The sequence below is a fragment of the Priestia sp. SIMBA_032 genome, assembly GCF_046535215.1.
In the GTDB taxonomy this organism is placed as follows: Bacteria; Bacillota; Bacilli; order Bacillales; family Bacillaceae_H; genus Priestia; species Priestia aryabhattai.
In genome coordinates this window covers 119,425-143,752 of record NZ_JAWRXD010000002.1, presented here as the reverse complement: position 1 = coordinate 143,752, position 24,328 = coordinate 119,425, and the positions used below count along the sequence as shown (strand labels likewise).

The 24,328-nt window shown below is 38.6% G+C and carries 19 protein-coding genes; 1 reads left to right on the top strand and 18 read right to left on the bottom strand.

All coding sequences use genetic code 11. The annotated features are described in order from the left end of the window. Positions 1-38 precede the first annotated feature (38 nt). The 11 genes from coaE to SB717_RS06600 form a co-directional block, all read right to left on the bottom strand. Positions 39-635: a dephospho-CoA kinase gene (gene coaE, locus SB717_RS06650; RefSeq protein ID WP_410903487.1), complete on the bottom strand. Its 597-nt coding sequence runs from the start codon at positions 633-635 to the stop codon at positions 39-41. Positions 636-658: 23 nt separating this feature from the next. Beyond that, positions 659-1,288, bottom strand: a complete 630-nt coding sequence (ytaF, locus tag SB717_RS06645) for a sporulation membrane protein YtaF (protein ID WP_033579623.1) — start codon at positions 1,286-1,288, stop codon at positions 659-661. A gap of 60 nt (positions 1,289-1,348) precedes the next feature. After that, positions 1,349-2,182 (bottom strand): DNA-formamidopyrimidine glycosylase, encoded by an 834-nt coding sequence (gene mutM / locus SB717_RS06640; RefSeq protein WP_410903486.1) that lies wholly within the window; start codon positions 2,180-2,182, stop codon positions 1,349-1,351. 21 nt (positions 2,183-2,203) lie between these two features. Then, the gene (gene polA / locus SB717_RS06635) at positions 2,204-4,831 is read right to left on the bottom strand and encodes a DNA polymerase I (RefSeq protein ID WP_410903485.1); all 2,628 of its coding nucleotides are present in this window, start codon (positions 4,829-4,831) and stop codon (positions 2,204-2,206) included. A 327-nt stretch (positions 4,832-5,158) separates the two neighbouring features. Next, positions 5,159-6,931, bottom strand: a complete 1,773-nt coding sequence (pnpS, locus tag SB717_RS06630) for a two-component system histidine kinase PnpS (RefSeq protein ID WP_074677763.1) — start codon at positions 6,929-6,931, stop codon at positions 5,159-5,161. Then, positions 6,924-7,640: a response regulator transcription factor gene (locus SB717_RS06625; protein WP_013085192.1), complete on the bottom strand. Its 717-nt coding sequence runs from the start codon at positions 7,638-7,640 to the stop codon at positions 6,924-6,926. Before SB717_RS06625 ends, pnpS begins: the two co-directional genes overlap by 8 nt. 178 nt (positions 7,641-7,818) lie before the next feature. Further along, positions 7,819-8,295 (bottom strand): MaoC family dehydratase, encoded by a 477-nt coding sequence (locus tag SB717_RS06620; protein ID WP_060745478.1) that lies wholly within the window; start codon positions 8,293-8,295, stop codon positions 7,819-7,821. A gap of 133 nt (positions 8,296-8,428) precedes the next feature. Continuing rightward, positions 8,429-9,367: a malate dehydrogenase gene (gene mdh, locus SB717_RS06615; protein WP_013059443.1), complete on the bottom strand. Its 939-nt coding sequence runs from the start codon at positions 9,365-9,367 to the stop codon at positions 8,429-8,431. Positions 9,368-9,395: 28 nt separating this feature from the next. Next, the gene (icd, locus tag SB717_RS06610) at positions 9,396-10,688 is read right to left on the bottom strand and encodes an NADP-dependent isocitrate dehydrogenase (protein WP_308201686.1); all 1,293 of its coding nucleotides are present in this window, start codon (positions 10,686-10,688) and stop codon (positions 9,396-9,398) included. A gap of 75 nt (positions 10,689-10,763) precedes the next feature. Beyond that, a complete protein-coding gene (gene citZ / locus SB717_RS06605) occupies positions 10,764-11,882 on the bottom strand; it encodes a citrate synthase (protein WP_016765709.1) in 1,119 nt (372 codons plus the stop codon). A gap of 360 nt (positions 11,883-12,242) precedes the next feature. Then, the gene (locus SB717_RS06600) at positions 12,243-12,704 is read right to left on the bottom strand and encodes a DUF441 domain-containing protein (protein WP_013059446.1); all 462 of its coding nucleotides are present in this window, start codon (positions 12,702-12,704) and stop codon (positions 12,243-12,245) included. A gap of 113 nt (positions 12,705-12,817) precedes the next feature. Here SB717_RS06600 and ytvI point away from each other — a divergent pair, with 113 nt between their 5' ends. Then, on the top strand, positions 12,818-13,927 hold the full coding sequence (ytvI, locus tag SB717_RS06595) for a sporulation integral membrane protein YtvI (protein ID WP_074677767.1): 1,110 nt from the start codon (positions 12,818-12,820) through the stop codon (positions 13,925-13,927). A gap of 39 nt (positions 13,928-13,966) precedes the next feature. Here the strand turns inward: ytvI and SB717_RS06590 are convergent, their stop codons facing one another. The 7 genes from SB717_RS06590 to dnaE all read right to left on the bottom strand — a co-directional run bounded on the left by SB717_RS06590 (position 13,967) and on the right by dnaE (position 24,218). Continuing rightward, entirely contained in the window at positions 13,967-14,359 is a 393-nt protein-coding gene (locus tag SB717_RS06590) for an FxsA family protein (protein ID WP_176547927.1), read from the bottom strand. 81 nt (positions 14,360-14,440) lie between these two features. Beyond that, on the bottom strand, positions 14,441-16,201 hold the full coding sequence (gene pyk / locus SB717_RS06585; protein ID WP_071270338.1) for a pyruvate kinase: 1,761 nt from the start codon (positions 16,199-16,201) through the stop codon (positions 14,441-14,443). A 474-nt stretch (positions 16,202-16,675) separates the two neighbouring features. Next, positions 16,676-17,653 (bottom strand): acetyl-CoA carboxylase carboxyl transferase subunit alpha, encoded by a 978-nt coding sequence (gene accA, locus SB717_RS06580; RefSeq protein ID WP_074677771.1) that lies wholly within the window; start codon positions 17,651-17,653, stop codon positions 16,676-16,678. Then, on the bottom strand, positions 17,647-18,528 hold the full coding sequence (gene accD / locus SB717_RS06575) for an acetyl-CoA carboxylase, carboxyltransferase subunit beta (protein WP_074677773.1): 882 nt from the start codon (positions 18,526-18,528) through the stop codon (positions 17,647-17,649). The genes accA and accD overlap by 7 nt, the downstream gene beginning before the upstream one ends. A gap of 226 nt (positions 18,529-18,754) precedes the next feature. Then, complete coding sequence (locus tag SB717_RS06570; RefSeq protein ID WP_074677775.1) at positions 18,755-19,357, bottom strand: FadR/GntR family transcriptional regulator; 603 nt, start codon at positions 19,355-19,357, stop codon at positions 18,755-18,757. A 79-nt stretch (positions 19,358-19,436) separates the two neighbouring features. Beyond that, complete coding sequence (ystJ, locus tag SB717_RS06565; protein ID WP_013059453.1) at positions 19,437-20,666, bottom strand: NADP-dependent malic enzyme; 1,230 nt, start codon at positions 20,664-20,666, stop codon at positions 19,437-19,439. Between the two features lie 201 nt (positions 20,667-20,867). After that, the gene (gene dnaE, locus SB717_RS06560) at positions 20,868-24,218 is read right to left on the bottom strand and encodes a DNA polymerase III subunit alpha (RefSeq protein ID WP_410903484.1); all 3,351 of its coding nucleotides are present in this window, start codon (positions 24,216-24,218) and stop codon (positions 20,868-20,870) included. Between the last annotated feature and the right edge of the window lie 110 nt (positions 24,219-24,328).

Genomic DNA, 24,328 nt, shown 5'->3' with positions numbered 1-24,328 from the left:
GATTTTCCTTCAGCTAACATACTTTTGTCCCAGCCTCTTTAATCTAGCCACAGGGCCAATATACTTAAAAGCTGTTGTTTTGTTTCCTCTACAGGTCCGTTGTTATTGATCACCGCATCGGCTAAGGCTACTTTTTGAATTAGAGGCAGCTGTGCGCGGATACGTGCATAGGCATCCTCCGTCGAGAGATCATTACGAGACTTTAACCTTTCTAGCTGCACAGGCTCATCGACATATACAACCACTACTTTATCCACTAAGTGTGTTAAATCACTTTCAAACAGCAGCGGAATATCTAATACCACAGCATCGTATCCTTCCTCGATATACCTTTCCTTTTGAGAAAGCATTTCTTTTCTTACCGCAGGGTGTACAATTGCATTCAACTTTTTACGTTCTTCTTCTTGATAAAACACAATTTCCCCTAAAGCCGCTCGATTGATCTCCGCATTTTCGTGAAGAATGGCACGGCCGAACGTCTCTACAATTTGGTTGTATGCTTCTTTTCCTGGTTCGGCGACTTCTTTTGCAATGTGGTCAGCATCGATTACTGGAATATTAATCTCTCTCAGCATTCCGGTTACCGTGCTTTTTCCACTAGCAATTCCGCCCGTTAATCCAATTACAATTGACATTGGCCTCTCCTTTATCGCTTTATTTAAAATCTAAAAATACCTAAAATAATAAGCAGAACTCCCGGTAAAAAGGAGAACATTTTCATCCATGATAAACGTGAAAAAACTTTGCCAAACTGTATGCCAGCACTTAAAAAAAGTGAACTCATAAGAGCTACAGCAATTGCTAAAGCATACGGCGAATATCCTAATAAAGCTGCTCCAAATCCTGCTCCAAATGCATCAAGAGATAATGCAATTCCAAGTATAAATGCTTCAATCCCAGTGATGGAACCTGAATTATCTAAATCTGCTGCCGTCGGTTTTTTCAATACGTTAATGACTAAGCCAATCGACTTGATTTCAATTTTAACTAATGTTTTTTCTTCTTTCACTCGAGATGAATCTGCCGGACAAAAAAACTGGTATAAAATCCACATTCCAAGTAGAACAAGAATACCTCCGCCTACTTTATTTAGTACATCCACTGAAAATAGATGCGTAAGTACCTTTCCTAAAAACATAGAAAACATTAAAGAAAATGCTGAGCAACATGAAATAATAAAAATGGATTTCAGTGGGATTTTCACCTTTCGAAGTCCGTATGTCAGGCCAACGCTAAAGCTGTCAAGACTTACGGCAAAAGCAAGAATAAGTAAAGAAAATGTTATCATGATGAGAGGACTCCTTTCCTTTCTGTCTATACGTAGTATATGAAAGGAGCCCATCCATTGTTATTTTTTATCCGGCTGACAATTTGGGCAGATGTGTGTTCCTCTACCGCCTACAACAAATTTTTCAATTGGGGTACCGCAAATTTTACAGGATTCGCCTTTTCTTCCGTACACGTACAGCTGCTGCTGAAACATGCCTATTTGCCCCTGTGTGTTTACATACGTGCGAATTGTGCTGCCCCCTTGTTTCACCGCTTCTTGAAGAGTCGCTACAATTTCTTTGTACAATTTTTCATACTCTTCGTCTGTTAATTGGCTGGCTACTCGTTCAGGGTGAATCCCTGCGCGAAATAGTGCTTCATCTACATAAATATTCCCGAGCCCAACCACAACATTTTGATCGAGTAAAACCGGCTTGATTTTTCGAGAGGTTTTGCCGATTCGCATTTTTAATTGACTTGGATTAAATGTTTCGTCAAACGGTTCAGGTCCAAGGCCAATAAGAGGAGGAAACAGGTCTTCCTCTCCCTTTTTAAATAAGTGCATGGTACCAAATTTCCTTACATCCCGGTATCGCAATTCTGTTCCATCGGTGAAGTAAAAAAAGACGTGTACATGCTTATCTGGTTCTTCTGCATTTTCATGGAGAGCATATTTCCCTTCCATACGCAGATGAGAAACCATCGTATAATCATCGAGTACAATTTTCAAAAACTTACCTCTGCGTTTAACATCTCGAATGGTTTGTCCAACAAGCGCGTCACAAAACTGCTCAACTTGCTCAGGACGTTTGATAATATTAGGCCATTTAACGGTTACACGCTCAATGGTCTTACCACTGGCTAATTCAATCAACGTACGTCTGACGGTTTCAACTTCTGGTAATTCTGGCACGTTTGTCACATCCTTTTTCTACTACTTTGCTTCGTACCAAGTCTTTCCGTAAGAATAATCTACTTTCAACGGAACTTCTAGCTCTAAAGCGTGCTCCATTACTTCTGGTACGATTTTCTCTAAAATTTTAATTTCTTCTTCTGGAGCTTCAAAAATCAGCTCATCGTGTACTTGAAGCAGTAGCTTAGCCTGAAGATTTTCATCTTTTAAGCGCTTATCCATTTCAATCATTGCTTTTTTAATAATATCAGCTGCTGTCCCTTGAATAGGCGTATTCATAGCTGTACGCTCAGCAAAGCTGCGGAGATTAAAGTTTCGGCTCGTGATTTCAGGCAAGTAACGTCGGCGGTGCAAGAGCGTTGTTACATATCCCTTTTCTTTTGCATCGCGCACAATCGAATCCATATACTCCTGTACACCCGGGAAGCTTTTTAAATAGCGTTCAATAAAAGTAGCCGCTGCTTTTCTTGCAATTCCTAAACTTTGCGATAAACCGTAATCACTGATGCCGTAGACGATTCCAAAATTAACTGCTTTAGCCTGACGGCGCATATTCGACGTTACTTCTTCTCTTTCGACGTGGAACACATCCATCGCTGTTTTCGTATGAATATCTAAGTCATGCTTAAACGCATCAATTAGCTTTTCATCATCTGCAATATGAGCCAGTACTCGCAGCTCAATTTGTGAATAATCTGCAGCAAATATTAACCAATCAGGCTGTGAAGGCACGAACGCACCTCTTATTTTTTTACCTTCTTCAAGACGAATCGGGATGTTTTGCAAGTTAGGATCTACTGAGCTTAATCTTCCCGTTTGAGTTAACGTTTGATTAAAGCGGGTATGAACTTTCCCATCGCTTTCATGAATAACCTTTTTTAATCCTTCAATATACGTAGACTGTAATTTTCCTAGCTGACGGTATTGTAAAATCTCTGGGATAATATCATGGGAGCTAGCTAATTGCTCTAATACATCGGCTGATGTGGAATAACCTGTTTTTGTTTTCTTTATGACTGGAAGCTGCATTTTTTCAAAAAGAACAACTCCTAGCTGCTTTGGTGAATTAATATTAAATTCTTGCCCCGCGTATTCGTAGATTTTCGCTTCAATTTTTTCAAGCTGTTCTCGAAGATCTTCGCCCATTTCATCCAAACGCGCCCGGTCAATTTTCACTCCTTGATATTCCATATCAGCAAGAACAATGGCAAGAGGCATTTCAAGCTTTTCAAACAGCTCAAACTGTTCATTTTCAACCAATTCTTTTTCTAACACTTCTTTTAAATACGCTACGGCGGCTGCTTTTCTTATAACATGCTCAGCTAGCTGATCAGCTTCCGCAATGCTTCGCTTAGCTCCTTTTCCATACACAGCTTCATCTGATTGCACTTGATGATATCCTTTTAATTTTGCAATTGTCGCCAGATCATCATTTGCCTCAGCGGGATTTAAAATGTAAGAAGCAATCATGACATCATGTTCAATTCCTTTAATCTCATGCCCCGTCCATTTTAACGATACAATCGTACGTTTTCCATTAAAAACCGTCTTTTTTACATCTTCATCTTCTAGCCATGCTGTAAACTTAGAAGATGAAAGAGCTGTGTCTTTATCAATAAAATAGTGGCCGTTTTTGTTGCTGATTCCAAAACCAAGCAGCTGGTTGTGATGGTAGTTTTCTTCATACCCTTCTACGATTAGAGCTGCTTCGCTTGTTAACATATCATCGTGAATTTCTTCCGCTATCTCAAACGTCAGTTCTTCAAAATCTGCTTCCTCTTCTGCTGTTTCACCGAATTTAGCAAGCAGAGAATTAAACCCAAGCTCTTTAAATAAAGAGATGACCTTTGAAGATTCAAACCCGTCATATTTTGCATCTTCTACAGATACTTCAAGAGGCGCTTGGCAATAAATAGTTGCAAGCTTTTTACTCATGATGGCGGATTCACGATTATTTTCTAGCTTTTCTTTTAATTTTTTACCGCTGACTTGATCGATAGATTGCAATACGTTTTCAACCGTTTCAAACTCTTTTAATAGCTTTAAGGCTGTTTTTTCCCCGACTCCGGGCACGCCTGGGATATTATCCGAGCTGTCTCCCATAAGGCCTTTCATATCAATGATTTGTGCAGCCGTAATACCATACTTTTCATCAATGGCTGCTGGCGTATATGAATCGACATCTGTAATCCCTTTTCTCGTAATATCTACGGTTACATGCTCTGACACAAGCTGAAGTAAATCTTTATCCCCGGAAATGACTTTTACGGCCATTCCTTTTTGTTCAGCTTGTTTTGAAAGTGTACCGATAATATCATCTGCTTCATAATCAGGCAGTTCATAGCGCTTAATCCCATATGCATCTAACAACTCACGAATAAAGGGAAACTGCTCTGAAAGTTCAGGAGGCGTCTTTTGTCTGCCTCCTTTGTATTCTGTAAATGTTTTGTGACGAAACGTTGTTTTCCCTGCATCAAAAGCCACGAGTAAATGCGTCGGCTTCTCTTCTTCTAAAATACGTGTCAGCATTGTAGTAAAGCCGTATATGGCATTTGTATGTATTCCTTTATCATTGTTTAAAAGCGGCAAAGCAAAAAATGCACGGTAGGCAATACTATTCCCGTCAATTAATACTAGTTTTTGTGTCATTCATGTTCCTCCATTTCGCTCTCTTCTTATCTTACCTTTATTTTAGCAAACAATAAGCTTAAGGACAAAAAGTACTCTTGAATTCAACGTTTTATTTTCATGCGGCCATAAGATTTGTACATCATAAAATAAAAACACCGCCTAGTTATTTTAGGCGGTGTAACAAGTGAATGGATAGAAATTGTCAAAAAGAATCGGCGAAAATAGCACGGTTAAAGCTATTTTCGCCTTACACATTGGCTCCTTGGATGAAGGGGTTTCCATGAAAAATTGTATCAATTAATTATTAAGCTACATTAAATAAATTGTAAAAGGAACGTAAACATTTTACATCTGCGGCAAATACTTGTGCAGCTTCACCGAAAAAGTTGTCCCTTTATTGACTTCACTTTTCACTTCAATTTCCCCTTTATGAGCTTCAACAAGATGTTTAACAATTGCTAATCCAAGACCTGTTCCTCCGGAATTACGGCTTCTTGCTTTATCTACTCGGTAAAAGCGCTCAAAAATACGTGAAATTTCATCAGAATCAATACCGATACCTGTATCTTGAACATGAACCGTAATCGTTTCTTCTTCCTCTTCAAGCGAAACGTGAACGGTTCCTCCAGGCAGTGTATACATGAGCGCATTGCCAATTAAGTTAACGAACACTTGCATAAGGCGCTGACTGTCACCATCAATCCACGCTTCTTCAGGAAGCGTATCTAACGTTAGCGCGATTTCTTTTTCATTCGCTCGGTTTGATAGCACTGTTATGACCTCATAGAGAAGGGTATTCAAATCTACTGAATGAATGCTTAGTTTAAAACCTTGCTGTTCAACTTTAGATAAATCCAAAAGATCTTGAATCAAGCTCTCCATGCGCTGACTTTCCGTTAAAATAATAGATAGAAACTGCTGTCGCAGCTGGGGATCTTCCATGGCACCGTCTAGTAATGTCTCACTAAATCCTTTTATAGACGTAATAGGAGTTTTTAGTTCATGAGACACATTCGCTACAAAGTCACGGCGAACTTGTTCTAGTTTTTTCAGCTCAGTAATGTCATGGAAAACAAGCACAATGCCTTTCCATTCATCGTTTAAGCCAATAATCGGCGCTCCGTAAACATCAAAATATCTTCGTTCAATATTCAAAGGCAGAACCACTTGTTTTCGGACCTTTACTTCGGTCATAAATATTTTTTCCACAAGTTTAATGATTTCTTTGTGCTCAAATACCTCATAATACAAGTGATAAAGGAAGTCGTCCGGATGTATATGAAACTGCTCTTTATAAGCTCGATTCACTAAGTTTATATAGCCTCGACTATCGATAAGAAGCATACCGCTTCCCATATTTTCAATTAGCGTGCGCAGCCTGTCCTGCTGCATTTCTTGATTAGTGATAGACTCTTGCAGATTACGAGCAAGTGCGTTAATAGACTGACTCAGCATCCCTGTTTCGTCTACATAATCTTCATATGTACGAGCTTTATAATTCCCTTTTGCAAGTTCCATAGCCACCTTGGTTGCCGATTCAATAGGACGGGTATAGCGCCCCATAATCTTTACACCTAAGAGTAAAATCACAATCAAAGCTAGACCTAAGCTTCCAATGAGAAGGCCCCAGATTTGCTGATTTACTTGTTTTAATGAATCAAACGATGTACTGAGAACAACAAATCCCTCTTGCTTACCTTCTATAATAAGCGGGATACCATAGTAATATAAGTCGTAATCTTCTTTAATTTGATCAAAGCTTTTTTTGCTGTTTAACTGCTTTTTCAATACTTGTTGGATTACAATACTTTTTTCGATTCTTTGCTGCTTGCTACCTGGATTTGAGTCAACTAATATTTTTCCATCTTTTTGAACGACAGTCGTTCGTACACTTAGCGAATGACTGATTTGATCAACTTTAGATTTTAAAGCAGGACTTGTGATGCCTTCTTCGCTAATGTACATTTCCACAAGCTTTGCTTCTTTTTCCATTCGCTCTTGAAACGTCTGAAAATAAAAGTTTTTAAACAACTGCCCCAGCAGCAGGCCAAGACCTACTAATACAATAATGATAAGTACTAATAGAGCCAAAAGTAGCCTTGAACGAAATTTATTCATCTACCTTTGGTTCCTCCAGCTTATATCCTAATCCTCTAATCGTTTTTATATAAACAGGTTTTCGCGTATTGTGTTCAATTTTCTCACGCAAATGGCTGATGTGCACATCTACAATTCGTGTATCTCCAGCAAAATCATAATTCCACACTGCACTTAGCAGCTGATCACGAGTTAATACCCGCCCTTTGTATTTTGCCAAATATAATAATAACTCAAATTCTTTTGGAGTAAGCTCAAGCTGCTCTTGATTAAAGTAGGCCTCATAATGATCTGGAAGAATTTTTAAATCACCGATCATGATGCGCTCGCCATCTTCCTCTTGTTCATTTTCCTGAGCAATAATTTGTGTTCTGCGTAAAATGGCTTTTACACGCGCTACTACTTCTCGAGGGCTAAATGGTTTCGTCATGTAGTCATCTGCGCCAAGCTCTAGCCCTAATACCTTGTCAAACTCATCGTCTTTTGCAGTTAACATTAAAATAGGCGTCATCACTTTTTGCTGACGAAGCTTTTTACAAACTTCAATTCCATCCATCTTAGGAAGCATCAAGTCTAACACAATTAAATCAGGTTTTCCTTCTAGTGCCTTGTTGTATCCTTCTTCCCCGTCTTCAGCTGTTTCTACTGTAAAGCCAGCTTGTTGTAAATTATATTGTAATAATGTTGAAATTGATTGTTCATCATCTACGACTAATAATTTCTTACTCATATTAACGATATAAGCCTCCATCTAGTTAAATTAAACCGCAGCTTCATCCAAATGATATTATTTTCTATTTATCTTCTCTTATCATACAATGTTTTAGCCTCGTTCTCCAATACATTTCAACATTTTCAGAAAATATAGCCAAAGGATTTCTTCGATATTTATAAATATTTAAGGCGTTTTAAAAATTTTCAAAGTCATGCGTCTCTACTGATGGAAGTCTAAACGGCGGATACACAAGAAACCGGGCCGTTACTACTTTCTCTTTTTGCTCATTGAACGCTTCCACTTCAATCGTAACAGTTTTAGAAGAAACATCTACCTCTGTGACTTCAAATAAAAATTCAATCGTACTATAATGGTGAATTTTTTTGGGGAAGGCAACCGTGTGTTCTGCAACATGGCTTCCAGGTCCGGGCAAGTACTTTGAAATGGCTGCTGTCATAATACCGGTAATCATAATGCTTGGCACAATAGGTTTCTTAAAAGGTGTCTGAGATGCGTAATCATGCTGAATGTATAAAGGGTTAGAATCATTTGTTAGCCCTAAGTACAATAAGATATCTTTATCTTCAATTCGTTCAGTTAGCGTTAATTTTTCTCCAACTTTTATATCTTCAATACTTCGACCTATTTTTTGTTTTTTACCTAATACCATCATCATTCCACCTTTTGTATAAAGTAATAGTTTTTCTTTATATACAAGAAAAATTCGAGGTTTCCCTCGAATTTTCCTTGTGACTATTGTTTGAATATTGATAAAAACCTATACTCAAACCTACTTTATTGTATTAAGCTAATACACCCATGACAGTTTTGACTGATTTTGCTGATTGATCTAACGCAGCTTTTTCAGAATCAGTAAGTTCTAATTCAATTACTTGCTCAATTCCTGCAGCTCCTAATACGGTCGGAACACCTAAGTAGATGCCGTTATAACCATATTCACCTTCTAGGTAAGCAATCGCTGGTAAAATACGACGCTGATCTTTTAAGATCGCTTCTGTCATTTCTACTAAAGAAGCAGCAGGAGCGTAGTACGCGCTTCCGTTCCCTAATAAGTTTACGATCTCGCCGCCGCCTTTGCGTGTTCTTTCAACAATTGCTTCAAGACGCGCTTTTGGAATAAGCGTTTCAAGAGGAATACCGCCAGCATATGAGTAGCGTACAAGAGGTACCATATCGTCGCCATGTCCACCAAGTACAAAGCCTGTGATATCTTTCACTGAAATGTTTAACTCCTGCGCTACGAACGTACGGAAACGTGCAGAATCTAACACGCCTGATTGACCGATTACACGGTTTTTAGGAAAACCAGATTCTTTAAATACTGTGTACGTCATAGCATCTACCGGGTTTGTTAACACGATAATGTGACAGTTTGGCGAGTATTTAACAACTTCTTGAGTAACAGACTTCATAATTTTTTGGTTTGTTGTGACTAAATCATCGCGACTCATACCTGGTTTACGCGCGATACCAGCTGTAATAATGACAATGTCAGAATCAGCTGTGTCTTCGTAGTTGGCTGTTCCTGTAATGTTAGCGTCAAAGCCTTGTACAGGACTTGCTTCTAACATATCCAGCGCTTTACCTTTAGCTGGATTTTCTAATTGCGGAATATCAACTAATACAACATCAGCTAATTCTTTTTGACCAATTAAAAAAGCAGTTGTAGCTCCCGTAAAGCCCGCTCCGATAACAGATACTTTTTTACGCATATTTGCCATTATAATTCCTCCCCTAAATGAATAGCTATTAAACTGTTACTTGTTTTCCTAGATTGCTAATTAATTCATCAGCAAACTCTGAACACTTCACTTCTGTTGCGCCGTCCATTAAACGTGCGAAATCATATGTTACTACTTTTGAAGCAATTGTTTTTTCCATTGATTTCATGATTAAATCCGCTGCTTCATTCCAGCCAAGGTGTTCAAGCATTAACACACCTGATAATAATACAGAAGATGGGTTTACTTTATCTAAACCAGCATATTTAGGTGCTGTACCGTGAGTGGCTTCAAAGATAGCATGTCCAGTTTCATAGTTGATGTTTGCTCCTGGAGCAATTCCGATACCGCCAACTTGTGCTGCTAATGCATCTGAAATGTAATCTCCATTTAAATTCATTGTTGCTACTACATCAAATTCACGTGGACGAGTTAAAATTTGTTGTAAGAAGATATCTGCAATTGAATCTTTTACAATAATTTTCCCTGCTGCTTCCGCTTCTGATTGAGCTTTGTTTGCAGCTTGTGCACCTTCTTTTTCAACGATGCGGTCATATTGAGCCCAGGTAAATACTTTATCGCCGAATTCTTTTTCAGCTAGCTCATAGCCCCAATTTTTAAATGCGCCTTCTGTATATTTCATAATGTTACCTTTGTGTACAAGCGTAACAGACTTGCGGCCCTGTTCAATTGCATAGTTGATTGCTGCACGCACAAGACGCTCTGTTCCTTCAGAAGAAATAGGCTTAATACCTAATCCAGAAGTTTCAGGGAAACGGATTTTATTTACGCCTAATTCCGTTTGTAGGAATGAAACAAGTTTTTGTACTTCTTCAGAACCCTTTGCATATTCAATACCAGCATAAATATCTTCAGTATTTTCACGGAAGATAACCATATCTGTATCTTCTGGGCGCTTAATTGGAGAAGGTACGCCGTCAAAGTAGCGAACAGGACGTAAGCATGTGAATAAGTCTAATTCTTGACGCAATGCCACGTTTAGAGAACGAATTCCACCGCCTACTGGTGTTGTTAATGGTCCTTTGATTGCAATTATGTATTCGCGAATTGCATCTAACGTTTCTTCCGGTAACCATTCGCCAGTTTGATTAAATGCTTTTTCACCTGCTAATACTTCTTTCCAAACGATTTCTTTTTCACCATTGTATGCTTTTGCAACCGCTGCTTCTAATACGCGGGAAGCTGCTGCCCAGATATCCGGACCAATTCCGTCACCTTCGATAAATGGAATAATTGGATTATTTGGTACGTTTAACACGCCGTTTGCTACAGAAATTTGTTCACCTTTTGTCATGAGAATGACCTCCTTAAAAAATTTGTCTACTTTCACTTATGGAAAAGTGCTCAACGAACGTGAGCACCTTCGTCACATTGTTTAGCTGCGCTCTTCAAGCGGAATGTACGTTTGTTTTCCAGGACCGATATAATCAGCTCTTGGACGAATCAAACGATTGTTTGAATACTGCTCTAAAATGTGAGCAATCCATCCTGATACGCGGCTTACGGCAAAGATCGGAGTAAATAGATCGTGATCAATCCCTAAGCTGTGGTATACAGAAGCTGAATAGAAATCAACGTTTGGCGGAAGCTTTTTCTCGCCTGTTACGATCTCTTCAATTTTCACTGACATATCGTATAGCGTTGTATCTCCTGCTTGTTTGGTAAGTTTTTCAGACATTTCTTTCAAGTGCTTGGCACGAGGATCACCCTGCTGATACACACGATGTCCAAATCCCATAATCTTTTCTTTCTTCGCGAGCTTTTCGCGAATATAAGGTTCTGCGTTTTCAACTGTTTGAATGTCAGACAACATTTTCATAACAGCTTCATTCGCTCCCCCGTGAAGAGGACCCTTTAACGCTCCAATAGCGGCTGTAATTCCTGAATAAATATCGGATAATGTTGCCACACAGACACGAGCTGTAAAAGTTGAAGCATTTAGCTCATGGTCAGCGTGTAAGACAAGTGCCTTATCAAATGCCTCTACTTGGATATCAGTTGGCTCTTCGCCGGTTAACATATATAAAAAGTTAGCGGCAATGCTATAGTTTTCGTTTGGTTCAATTGGCTCTAATCCGTTACGGACTCTTGAAAAAGCCGTTACCACCGTTGGTAATTGTGCTTGCAAACGAACAGCTTTGCGATAATTTGCTTCTTCATCCATTAGATCAGCTTCAGGATCGTACAACCCCAATAGTGATACGACTGTTCTTAAAGCTGCCATTGGATGAACATCTTTAATTGGATAAGTTTTGAAATGATCTAAGACTTCTTGGGGTAATTTAGCGTTTTCTGCTAGTAATCTAGAAAACACAGATAATTCTTCTTTGTTAGGTAATTTTCCGTGCCATAGTAAATACACCACTTCTTCAAATGTTGCATAATTCGCTAAATCATCAATATTGTAGCCTTGATATGTTAAAGTGTCATCAATAATTGAACTTACTGCTGACGTTGTAGCGACTACCCCTTCTAGACCTCGAGTTGCTGTCATAAATCTCCACTCCTTTACAGAAAAAATTCCCCATACCTTTCTGTGTAAAACGTGAAAAACAAAATTGAGCCTCTGCTCAACTAGACATTAAGTGATATACGAAGCGCCTCTTTTGAATATATATCTTGGAAGAACATTCCTTCACCCCACGCAAAGAAAATGCTTACATTTCCATTTGTTTCAATAACACACAAAATCAAAACATCTGCATGTGTCATTGCTTTGTTACAGCCCTATAGGTAAAACATACAATTGTATGTAAAAAGATGCGGCCTCAAAATATATTATAAACAATTATCTGACTTTTGTGAATCAAAAGAGAGAAGAAATTTTAAAAAAATTATTATTATACAAAAATTTCTACGAAAAAAGTTCGGTTAATTTCATAAATAAATAAGCGATTCCAGCACCGATTAACGGACCTACTGCTACCCCTTGAAACAGCGCCACAGCAAGAATTGTGCCAAAAACTAAAGCGGTCGTAATATGCGGATCATCTTCCAAGAGCGTAAGTCCATATTTGGCAATAATTGCTACAGCAATTCCGGCTCCTAAAGCAATCCAGGCATACGAAGATTTCACGGCTTCTCCTAATTGTTTGAACCCTATGTCTCCTGTTGCAATTGGCACAAGAACGGCAATTGTAATAACCGTTACTCCAATATTAATTCCTTTTGATTGTAGAAACGGAAAAACCTTACCGTCTAACCCGATTAATTTTAAAATAAGTAAAAATGCAACTGCAATGATTAATGATTGATTTTTAGCCACTAATCCAATTACGAGTAAAACAGCTAAAAAAAGCATGGGTTGTGAGAACATTTTACTCATCCTTTCTTTTTTTATTGTGATAAATCTAAAGCGTATTACGTAAATATTTTATGAGTAGCTTTTTCTTTTGTTGACTATCGTTTACAAGGAGGCCTCTATTTATTGTGTACAAGCTTCATTTACATCGACTATTTCGCTTAGCTTGTGTGTTGGTAATTATTGCAGCATCTATATTTTTTAGTTATTATGTCTCTTCTCTCATATATCCATTTATTATCGCCTGCTGCATCGCTTTTTTTATAAATCCTATGGTTAATCTATTTGAATTGAAGCTGCGTTTACCTCGCTACTTAGCTGTTTTACTGTCAATGGTTCTTATCTTCTCTCTTTTGGCCGGACTTATTACGTTACTTATCACAGAAATCATTGCAGGAAGTACGTACTTAGCGAAAGTTGTTCCCACAAATTTCAAAGAAGTGGTCATATTTATTGAAAATATTGCTACAGAACAAATACTTCCGTTTTATGAACGTATTACTTCTATGTTTAATAACTTAAATACCGGTCAGCAAGCAACTATTTTATCGAACATTAAAGGGGTAGGCAACCATATCGCTCAAACGGTGGGCGATTTTCTGCAAAATGTATTGCAAAGCATCCCAGTACTTTTATCCGTATTGCCTAATGCAGCTACTGTGATTATTTTTTCATTGCTAGCTACTTTTTTTATTAGTAAAGATTGGTACAAGCTGATGGCTAAAAGCAGCATGTTTATTCCTAAAAAAGTAAGAGAAAATGGACAGACAGTTATTCTGGAGCTTAAAAATGCACTGTTTGGATTTATTAAAGCTCAGCTTACGCTTATTTCGATTACCACAATCATCGTTCTTTTTGGTTTACTTGTTCTTAAGGTTGATTATGCTATTACAGTCGCTTTATTAATCGGCTTAGTAGATATTCTTCCTTACCTCGGAACAGGACTGGTTTTTGTTCCTTGGATGATTTATGCGTTTGCAACAGATAATGTTTCATTTGCTGTAGGACTTTCGGTACTATATGCTGTAGTACTTGTGCAGCGGCAAATTATGGAGCCCAAGATTCTGTCATCAAGCATCGGTCTTGATCCTCTTGCTACATTAATTGCTTTATTTGTAGGATATCAACTGATTGGATTTTTCGGATTAATAGTTGGTCCTGTTATTCTTGTTATTCTAAAAACACTTCATACAACGGGAGTTTTTAAAGAGACGTGGCAATTTATTATAGGAAAATGAAAAAGTGTGTGAAAGAAGCTTCTTTCACACACTTTCTAGTTAACGAATAATCGTCATTCGATTACGCCCTTGAAAAAATCTTCTTAACCACGTTAAAAGAAAAGGCTTAACGATTTTGCGTGTAAACGGCAGCAAAAAGATAAAGCCTACAACATCTGTCAAGAAGCCTGGAAACAGCAGAAAGAGCCCGCCAAATAGTACACACATACCATCAAGGATTTCACCGCTCGGAACATGTCCCTGGCTCATCTGACGCTGTGCCTTTTGAAAAAGAGATGTTCCTTGTTTTTTCGCTAGAAACGCACCAATAAAACTGGTAGCAATAATCAGTAAAAATGTTGACATTACACCAATGAGATGACTTGAATAAATCAAAATCATTACCTCAACAGCAGGTACAATAAGAAGGAGCGGAAGGAACTTCCTCACCATCATCACCTCTTCGCTTATTGAATTGCCTAAACAAAAAGAGAAGGATTTCCCCTTCTCTTTTTTTCAATCATCTACGTGTTCTTACAGTACGCTTGCGTGTCCGTTGTATACAACACCACGTGAAGCATCAACTGTAATATCTTGATCTTCTGAGAATACGCTTGTTGCGTTTTCTACGCCTACAATGACAGGAATGCTTAAGTTTAACCCTACTACAGCTGCATGGCTTGTTAGACCGCCTTCTTCTGTAATAAGAGCCCCTGCTTTTTCAATTGCACTGATCATATCGCGATCTGTGCTGTTTGTAACAAGGATAGCACCTTCAGTCATTTTTGCATTTGCTTCTTCAGCAGTTTTAGCAATAACTACTTTACCAACTGCTGCTTTACGACCAATTCCTTGTCCTTTAGCAAGAACGTCACCTACAACTTGAACTTTCATTAAGTTCGTTGCACCTGATTCTCCAACTGGAACACCAGCAGTAATAACAACTAAATCACCGTGTGCTACAACGCCTGTTTTTACTGCGTCATTTACAGCGTGATCTAACATATCGTCAATTGTACTTACGCGCTCACCAACAACTGGTGTAACACCCCATACTAGAGATAGACGACGTGCAACAGAATCGTTTGCTGCAACAGCTACGATTGGAGATTGCGGACGATATTTAGAAACGATTTTTGCTGTATAACCACTTTCCGTTGGCGCTACGATTGCACTAGCGTTTAAGTTAAGCGCTGTGTGCACAACAGATTGTCCGATTGCATCTGTAATAGATGGGCCAACTTGCTTGCTGCGCTGTTGTAAAATCTCAGAGTAGTTTAGAGCTTGCTCAGCACGAGAAGCGATTGAATGCATTGTTTGTACAGCTTCAACTGGGTAAGAACCTGCAGCTGTTTCACCGGATAACATAATTGCGTCTGTACCATCAAAGATCGCATTGGCAACGTCACTTGCTTCCGCACGAGTCGGGCGCGGGTTGCGCTGCATTGAATCAAGCATTTGTGTAGCTGTAATAACTGGCTTGCCAAGTGCATTACATTGTTTGATTAGATCTTTTTGTACTAATGGTACTTCTTCAGCAGGAATTTCTACTCCTAAGTCACCACGAGCAACCATTAAGCCGTCTGAAACTTCAAGAATTTCTTTGATGTTATCTACGCCTTCTTGGTTTTCGATTTTTGAGATGATTTGAATGTGAGCTGCATTGTGTTTTTCTAGTAGTTCACGAATTTCTAATACATCAGATGCGCGACGCACAAAAGAAGCAGCGATAAAATCAATGCCTTGTTCGATACCAAATACAATATCGTTTGCATCTTTTTCAGTGATACCAGGAAGGTTTACACTTACGTTTGGCACGTTTACACCTTTTTTATTTTTTAATGTACCAGGGTTAAGTACTTTTGTTTTGATTTCACCATCAGTTTTATTGACGTCTAGTACTTCAAGACCGATTAAACCGTCATCTAAAAGGATTTTTGATCCTACGTGTACGTCATCAATTAGACCTGGATATGTAATTGAGAATTTTTCAGTTGTTCCCACTACTTCTGTCATAGAAACAATGATTTCAGAGCCTTCTTCTAACTCAATCGCACCATTTTCCATTGTATTTGTACGAATTTCAGGTCCTTTTGTATCAAGTAAGATACCTACTGTTTTACCTGTTTGCTTCGCAGCTTCACGAATGTTAACAATACGTGCACCGTGCTCTTCAAAGTCACCGTGAGAGAAGTTTAGGCGACAAACGTTTAAGCCTGAGTTAATTAGTTCAACTAATTTTTCTACACTTTCACTCGCTGGTCCAATAGTACATACAATTTTAGTTTTACGCATTCAAATTTCCTCCTATATATTTACTATTTACTCTTTAGATAGAGCAAACAGCTATTTCCTTTACTAACCCAAGCAGGCTGTGAACAAATATTTTGTTACCTTAACTCGTTCATCTTGCTTTGCGTGTAACTTATGAAACACCTACGTAGCGCTGAATCAAATAGCAAACAAATACACAGCACTTTAACGATGAATTTCTTCATCGTTTGCTTCTTGTTTTACTATTCCCTGCAATTTATACAGCAATACTTGCTGCATGATTTGTCTTATATATCTCACGTTTTAGAGAAAAGACAAACGCTCGCACAGCTGCTAATAACCATAGGAAATTTTTTTAAAACACTCTTTTTCTACTTTTACTTAAAGGTTTTTGCTGTCTATAAAATACCACGAAGAACTTGTAAACACAATAGAGAAGGGCTATACAAACCGCACAAAAACGCGCACCCTTATTTTTCAAGAGTGCACGTTTCTTTATTTTATAGTAATGGCATCGTTTTCAGCTGCAAATTGTCCGATTTTTTTGTATTTTAAATAACGCTCTTCCACTAGCTCTTCTTTTGATAAATTCATCAGCTCTTTTAATGATTTCTTGATCATGCTTTCCATGTATCCAGCTTGTGCATCGATATCTCGGTGAGCTCCGCCTTTTACCTCTGAAACCATTTCATCTACGATACCCAGTTCTTTCAAATCTGGTGCTGTAATCTTCATCGTTTCAGCAGCTTTTTTGGCAAGAGAAGAATCTTTCCAAAGAATGGCAGCCGCTCCTTCTGGAGAAATTACTGAATACGTCGAGTTCTCAAGCATATGAAGGTGGTTTCCTAAACCTAATGCCAAGGCTCCTCCGCTTCCTCCTTCTCCAATTACAATACAAATAACAGGTACAGTTAAGCCAGCCATTTCGAAAAGGTTTTTCGCAATAGCTTCGCTTTGTCCGCGCTCTTCTGCCGCTTTCCCTGGATAAGCTCCTTTTGTATCGATAAAGCAAATAATTGGGCGGTTAAATTTCTCCGCTTGCTTCATTAGGCGCAGTGCTTTACGGTAGCCTTCAGGATGAGGCATACCAAAATTACGGCGAATATTTTCTTTCGTGTCTTTACCTCTCTGATGTCCAATCACGGTAACAGGCACGCCATTAAACTTGGCAATTCCTCCTACGATTGCTTCATCATCTCCGTAAAAGCGATCTCCATGACACTCTAAAAAGTTTGTAAACAAGCGAGAAATATAATCGAGTGTTGTAGGACGCTCAGGATGACGAGCAATTTGAACACGGTTCCACGGGCTTAGATGATTGTAAATATCGTTCTCTACTTTTTCTAAGCGCTTTTCCAACTTATCAATTTCGCTAGATAAATCCACTTCTGTATTTTTAGCAAACTCTTTCAGTTCTGCAATCTTGTCGCGTAACTCAACAATTGGACGTTCAAACTCTAATTCACTTACCACTCGATGTCACCTCCTGCTACGTGTATATCTAAAATAGTTGTTAACGTTTCTTTTAAATCGTGACGGTCAATAACTCCATCTAATTGACCATGCTTCAACAGAAATTCAGACGTCTGAAAATCTTCTGGAAGCTCTTCTCTAATTGTTTGTTCAATAATACGTCTTCCAGCAAAGCCAATTAACGCACCCGGCTCGGCTAAATTATAATCGCCTAGGGAAGCAAAGCTCGCTGACACTCCTCCCGTAGTAGGGTGTGTCATGATCGAAATGATTAAGCCGCCTTCATCACTGAACATTTTAAGGGCTGCGCTAGTTTTAGCCATTTGCATCAAGCTCAGAACACCTTCTTGCATACGTGCACCACCTGAAGCTGTAAAAATAAGGAATGGGACATGCATTTCCTTTGCTTTTTCAATGGCGCGAGTAATTTTCTCACCTACTACAGAACCCATGCTTCCCATACGGAAATGTGAATCCATAACAGCAACCACTACTTTAATCCCTTCAATATCCCCTTCACCCGTAACAATCGCTTCACTTAAATTAGTTTTCTCACGATCTTTTTCGAGCTTTTCAAGATAATCCGGGAACCCAAGAGGATTTTCTGACTTCATATCTTTGTCGTATTCAACAAACGTACCGCTGTCAATCAAGCTTTCAATACGCTCTGGCGCTGTCATTTGATGGTGATATCCACAGTTTAAGCATACTTTTAAGTTTTTATTTAACTCTTTTGTATACATGATTTTCTTACACTTTTTACACTTGGTCATAATCCCTTCAGGTACATCTTGTCTCATATGCTCAGAAGGAATCGTAGCATATTTTCGTTTTTTTGGAGTTTTTGTGTTTTTTGTAAATAAATCTCGTAACAAGGTGTAACCTCCTTTTGGTTCTTTTCTTTAACATAAGAACCTTTCTTCTTCCTCTTCTTCTACTTTACAAGTTATGAAAGCCCGTCTCAAACGCAAAAACAAGCGACAGATAAGAAAAAATTGGATGAATTGTTCGCTTCACTTTATTAGTTGCTATTTACTTTACTAGATGACGGTTCGATTTTGTGTAGAAAGATGGCATGTCTCTTTCGACAAATTCCTTCTTTCACACTTGTTTGTAGCACTGATGGTGAAGATTTAATACAGTTGCTTTATCCTTTTTAACTAGCGCCTCTACTAATTCATTTATAAGAGTGTCGCTTGGCGCTGAGTTTTGTTGAAAGGTTTGAGAAAAACGGCAAATAATCAGCCAAATTCGGTGCAATAGCCGATTAGGCTGCAAAGAAAACAAATAGTCAAACAAGTTCTTTAAACAATCGTCATTCTGCTTTTGAATTGCTTTCGAAACATTGATTTCGTTCTGTTCCGCTAAAACAGAAAACAAACAGCTTTTTTCAAGAATATATCTCGTCTGAATTAAGTCTGATTTTGTTTTACCGTCTTGTATTAAAAAAGTAGCTAATAAATCAATAAATTGATGATCACCCACTTCTTTAATAAACGTACCTTCACCTCTTCTAGTTTCAATCAACCCAATTAGCTCTAACGCTCTGAGCGCTTCTCGAACGGAAGAACGTCCTGCGCCTAACCGTTCAGAAAGCTCTCGTTCTGACGGGATTTTATCACCCGTAGTTAAACGATCATCTTCCATTAGCTGGCGAATTTGTTTTAGAATTTCTACATATACTTTTGAACGTTCATTCTTCAAGTTTATTACCACTCACTTTACATTACTTTAACAGGCATGCTTGAAGCATCATGCCTGTCAAAGAACAGTTGATGTAACCTTATTCAATAATCGCTAAACGACGTGTATTTTCAGCTACGGCTTCTGGCTTTACTTTTATTCGAGCAACGCCTGTTTCCATAGCTGCTTTTGCAACAGCGGCGGCTACTGCCGGAGCCACTCGTGCATCAAATGGCCCTGGAATCACATAGTCTGTATTCAAGTCCTCTTCCGTAATTAAATTAGCAATGGCCTCAACCGCAGCCATTTTCATTTTTTCATTAATATGAGTAGCACGCACATCTAGTGCACCTCGGAATATCCCCGGAAAAGCTAAGACATTGTTCACTTGATTAGGAAAATCTGAACGTCCGGTGCCGATTACTTTCGCGCCAGCTTTTTTAGCTTCTTCTGGCATAATTTCAGGCACTGGATTTGCCATTGCAAAAATAATTGGGTCTGGATTCATCTTTCCAATCATCTCCGGTGTGAGTGCTCCTTCAACCGAAACTCCAATAAATACGTCAGCTTCTTCTAACGCATCGGCTAACGTACCTTCTACTTTGCTTCGATTTGTATAGGCTGCAACTTCATCTTTTATACGGTTCATGCCGTGAGGACGCTTGTCATAAATCGTTCCTTTGGAATCACACATAATAATATCGCGCACTCCATAGCTGTATAATAATTTAATAATAGCAATGCCAGCAGCTCCTGCTCCATTCGCTACCACTTTGATTTGTGACATTTTTCTTCCTGTCAGCTTCAGGGCATTAAGAAGACCCGCTACCGTAACAATAGCCGTTCCATGCTGATCATCATGAAAAACCGGGATATTTGTTTCCTTTTTCAACCGCTCTTCAATTTCAAAACAGTTAGGAGCCGCAATATCTTCTAAATTAACGCCTCCAAAAGTAGGTTCTAGCAATTTAACAGTTTCTATAATTTTGTCCACATCTGTCGTGTTTAAACAAATTGGGAATGCATCTACGCCGGCAAAACTTTTAAAAAGGACAGCTTTCCCTTCCATTACTGGCAGAGCAGCTTCAGGGCCTATATTGCCCAAGCCCAATACGGCAGTGCCATCAGATACAACAGCTACCATATTTCCTTTCATCGTATATTCATATACATTGTTTACATCATCATATATTTCTTTGCAAGGTTCTGCTACACCAGGGGAATAAGCAAGGCTTAAATCCTCTGCGTTTCGAACAGGAATTTTGGACTTTGATTCTAGTTTACCTTTGTTAATGCGGTGCATATGCAATGCTTCTTCACGTAAAGACAATGAATTTCACTCCCAATAAACAAAATGATAACAAATACTGCGCCTGAACCATGTTCTTTCCCACACTCATATGATGTTATAAATCCAATTGCATTTCATTTCAAGAAAAACGCATCTAATTCGTATATTTTATAAAAAAACGGTGGTCAGACCACTTTTTTAACTATTTTACCATATAACATCACATGAAATCTGTAAAGACTATATCTTCTTGAATACAACGTGCTTTTCTCCAAGCATTGCTTTTAAAGTTTTAATCAACTCATCGCTTCGTTCAACAGAATAGTGGACAGGAAGCTTGACCAATTGACGTTCTGCCTCATAATAAATTTTCACGGGGATTTTCCCTCTATGAGACTGAAAATGCTGATAAATAGTATGAAGCAGCTTTTCCGTACCTTGCTTTGTTTCTATACGTAAGTACAATTCTTCTGACGGTAGTTTTTGAACCGCTTCGCTAGCAGCTTCAGCACGTTGACAAACGATTTGCTGCTGTCCATTTCTTTCATCTATCTTTCCTTGTATTAGTAAAACCTTACCTTGTTCAAACAGCAGACGATTTTGCTCAAATACGCGGGGAAATGCAACAACTTCTCCTTCTCCACTTTCATCCGTGATGCGCAAAAAGGCCATTTGCTCTCCTTTTTTCGTGCGAATGACGCGAATTTCCAACACAAATACTAAAAGAGAGACCGCTTTTCCTGAAGCGTATTCTTTCATATCGTGAAGAGAAACAACAGAATAAAATGAATTTAGTGCTTCATACTGAGAAGCAGGGTGGCTTGATAAATAAAAACCTAGCATATCTTTTTCATACTGAAGCCGATCTTCTATTTTCAGTTCCTCTTTTTCCATATATTTAGGCTTTAACGAAAATTCAGCTCCAAATCCAAAGTCATCATCAGGGAGTACCAAGCTTGCATGTTCAAATGCTACATCAATCGTTGCTAATAAAGTTGCTCGATTTTCTCCAAATTCATCAAAGCCTCCAGACAAAATCAAAGCTTCAAGCGCTTTTTTATTCACAGCTTTTGGTGAAACACGTGCACAAAAATCAAATAAGTCTTCAAATCTTTTTTTCTTTCTCTCTTCTGTTATTTCCTGCATAGCTGCCGCACCAATATGTTTAATCGCTGCAAGGCTATATCTTATTCTTTCACCTTCTACATTAAACGAATACATACTCTTGTTAATAGAAGGTGGGAGAACTTGTATTTTTTTTCTTTTGAGTTCATTAATATATTGAGCAATTTTCCCTTCGTTTCCAATAACGCTCGTTAACAACGCTGAAAAGAACTGTAGCGGATAATGTGCTTTTAAATAAGCTAACTGATAAGCCACCATACTGTAAGCAACGGCATGGCTCCGGTTGAAGCCATAATCAGCAAAACGCACAATAAGGTCATAGACCCGATTAGCAACGGATAGGTCATATCCTTTCTTCTCGCTTCCTTGAACAAAATGTGCTCGTTCACGATCAAGCACGGCTCGTTCTTTTTTACTAACTGCTCTTCTCAATAAATCTGCTTCTCCAAGAGAAAAACCAGCCATCTTTGAAGCAATCTGCATAATTTGCTCCTGATACACGATAACGCCATGCGTGGATTGTAAAATGTCTTGAAGCGTAGGATGGTCATATATGACGCTCTCCACTCCGTGCTTGCGCTTAATATAAGTTGGAATATTTTCCATCGGACCGGGTCTATACAGCGCGTTAACTGCTACAATATCTTCTAGCTCTGTAGGTTTTAATTGCTGAAGAACTCTTCTCATTCCATCTGACTCTAGCTGAAAAATCCCTGTCGTATCTCCTTTGCTCAGCAGTTCAAAAGTTTTCTCATCGTTAAATGGAATATGAGACAGTGACAGCTTTTGATTCATGTCCCGCTCAATTTTCTTTAAAATGTGATCTAAAATGGTTAAGTTGCGCAAACCTAAAAAGTCCATTTTCAAAAGCCCAACGTCTTGCAGAGCTTCCATTGGATATTGAGTCAGATATACATTATCATGTCCCTCTTGTACAGCTATAGATTGCGTCAGCGGCTTCTCACTGATCACAACGCCTGCTGCGTGTGTTGAAGTATGCCTTGGCAGACCTTCTATCTTCATGGCAATGTTATACCATTGCTTTCGGGCTTCATTTTCAGATAAATAGTCTTGAAGAACTCTTGAATCACGAAGAGCACTTTTTAACGTTGTACCTGGTTTAGTTGGAATCGCTTTGGACATTTTGTTTAGCGCCTCTTGATCAAATCCCATCACTCTTCCTACATCACGTACGGCTGCTTTAGCCGCTAATGTTCCAAATGTAATAATTTGAGCTACATGCAGCGCTCCATATTTTTGAGCCACATACTGAATGACTTGATCTCGTTTATTATCGGGAAAATCGATATCAATATCAGGCATCGAAATACGTTCAGGATTTAAAAAGCGCTCAAAGAGAAGCTGATGCTGAATTGGATCAACATTTGTAATTCGTAAGGCGTATGAAACTAGTGAGCCCGCCGCTGAGCCACGACCTGGACCTGTTAAAATGCTATGTTCATGAGCATAATTCATAAAATCCCACACGATAAGGAAGTAATCGCTAAAGCGCATACTTTCAATAATGTTCAGCTCATAATCTAAGCGTTTCTGGTATTGTTCCGTGATCACTTGAACTCTTTCTTGCAGTCCTTTTTCGCAAAGAGTGCGCAAGTAGATTGATGATGTAGCTGACGGAGGAACAGGGTATTTTGGAATGGACATTACGCCTAGAGAAATTTTAAGCTCGCATCGTCTTGCGATTTTTATACTTTCTTCTATTAAAAAATGCTGATCATGAAAGAGAACTTCCATTTCATGAGGTGATTTGAAATAGTACTCGCTGCTTTCTTCTTGCACCTGTTCACCGCTATGTAACTTCTCTCCGTCTCGAATAGCCGCTAAGCAATCATATGCGTCCCGATCTTCTTTTTTTAAATATTTCACTTGATTCGTTGCTACGAGCGGGACATTTTCTTCAGCAGCAAGCTCCGTTAACTGCTGATTTATCAAAGTTTCATCCTGTCCGTGGCGCTGTATCGATATATACAAAGACTGAGAATATACTTTTTTAAAGAATTGAAGCACTCGCTTTGCATCTTGAAGCTTGTTTTCTGCTAGCAGAGTTTCTACTTCTCCCCTTACGCCAGGTGTAATAGCAATCAGCCCGCTGCTATAATGCTGGAGCCATTTTTTCTTTACACCGTGTTTTTCCTTTGTTTGAACTAAACTGCTTAGTTTTAATAAATTTTCATAGCCCTTATCATTTTCTGCTAGCAAAACTAAAGGATACGCTTGCTCGCTTTCTTCATGTTCCAAAATTGATAGTGTGAGCCCAATAATCGGCTTAATCCCCGCTTTCACGCAGGCTTTATAAAAAGGAATGACTCCGTACATTACATTTTCATCGGTCAAAGCAATCGCTTCATAGTTCATTTTTTTAGCTGTTTCTACAAGTTCATGAATACGAACAGAACTGCTTAGTAAGCTATAAGAACTTTGAAGCTGTAAGTGAACAAAAGGCACAGGACTTCCCACCTTTCTTTAATTCTTTATTCTCATTATAAATTTTGTTGCGAGCGTAGACAAATTACATAACTCTGAACGTTTGTCCATATATATGTAGGAAGCATGAG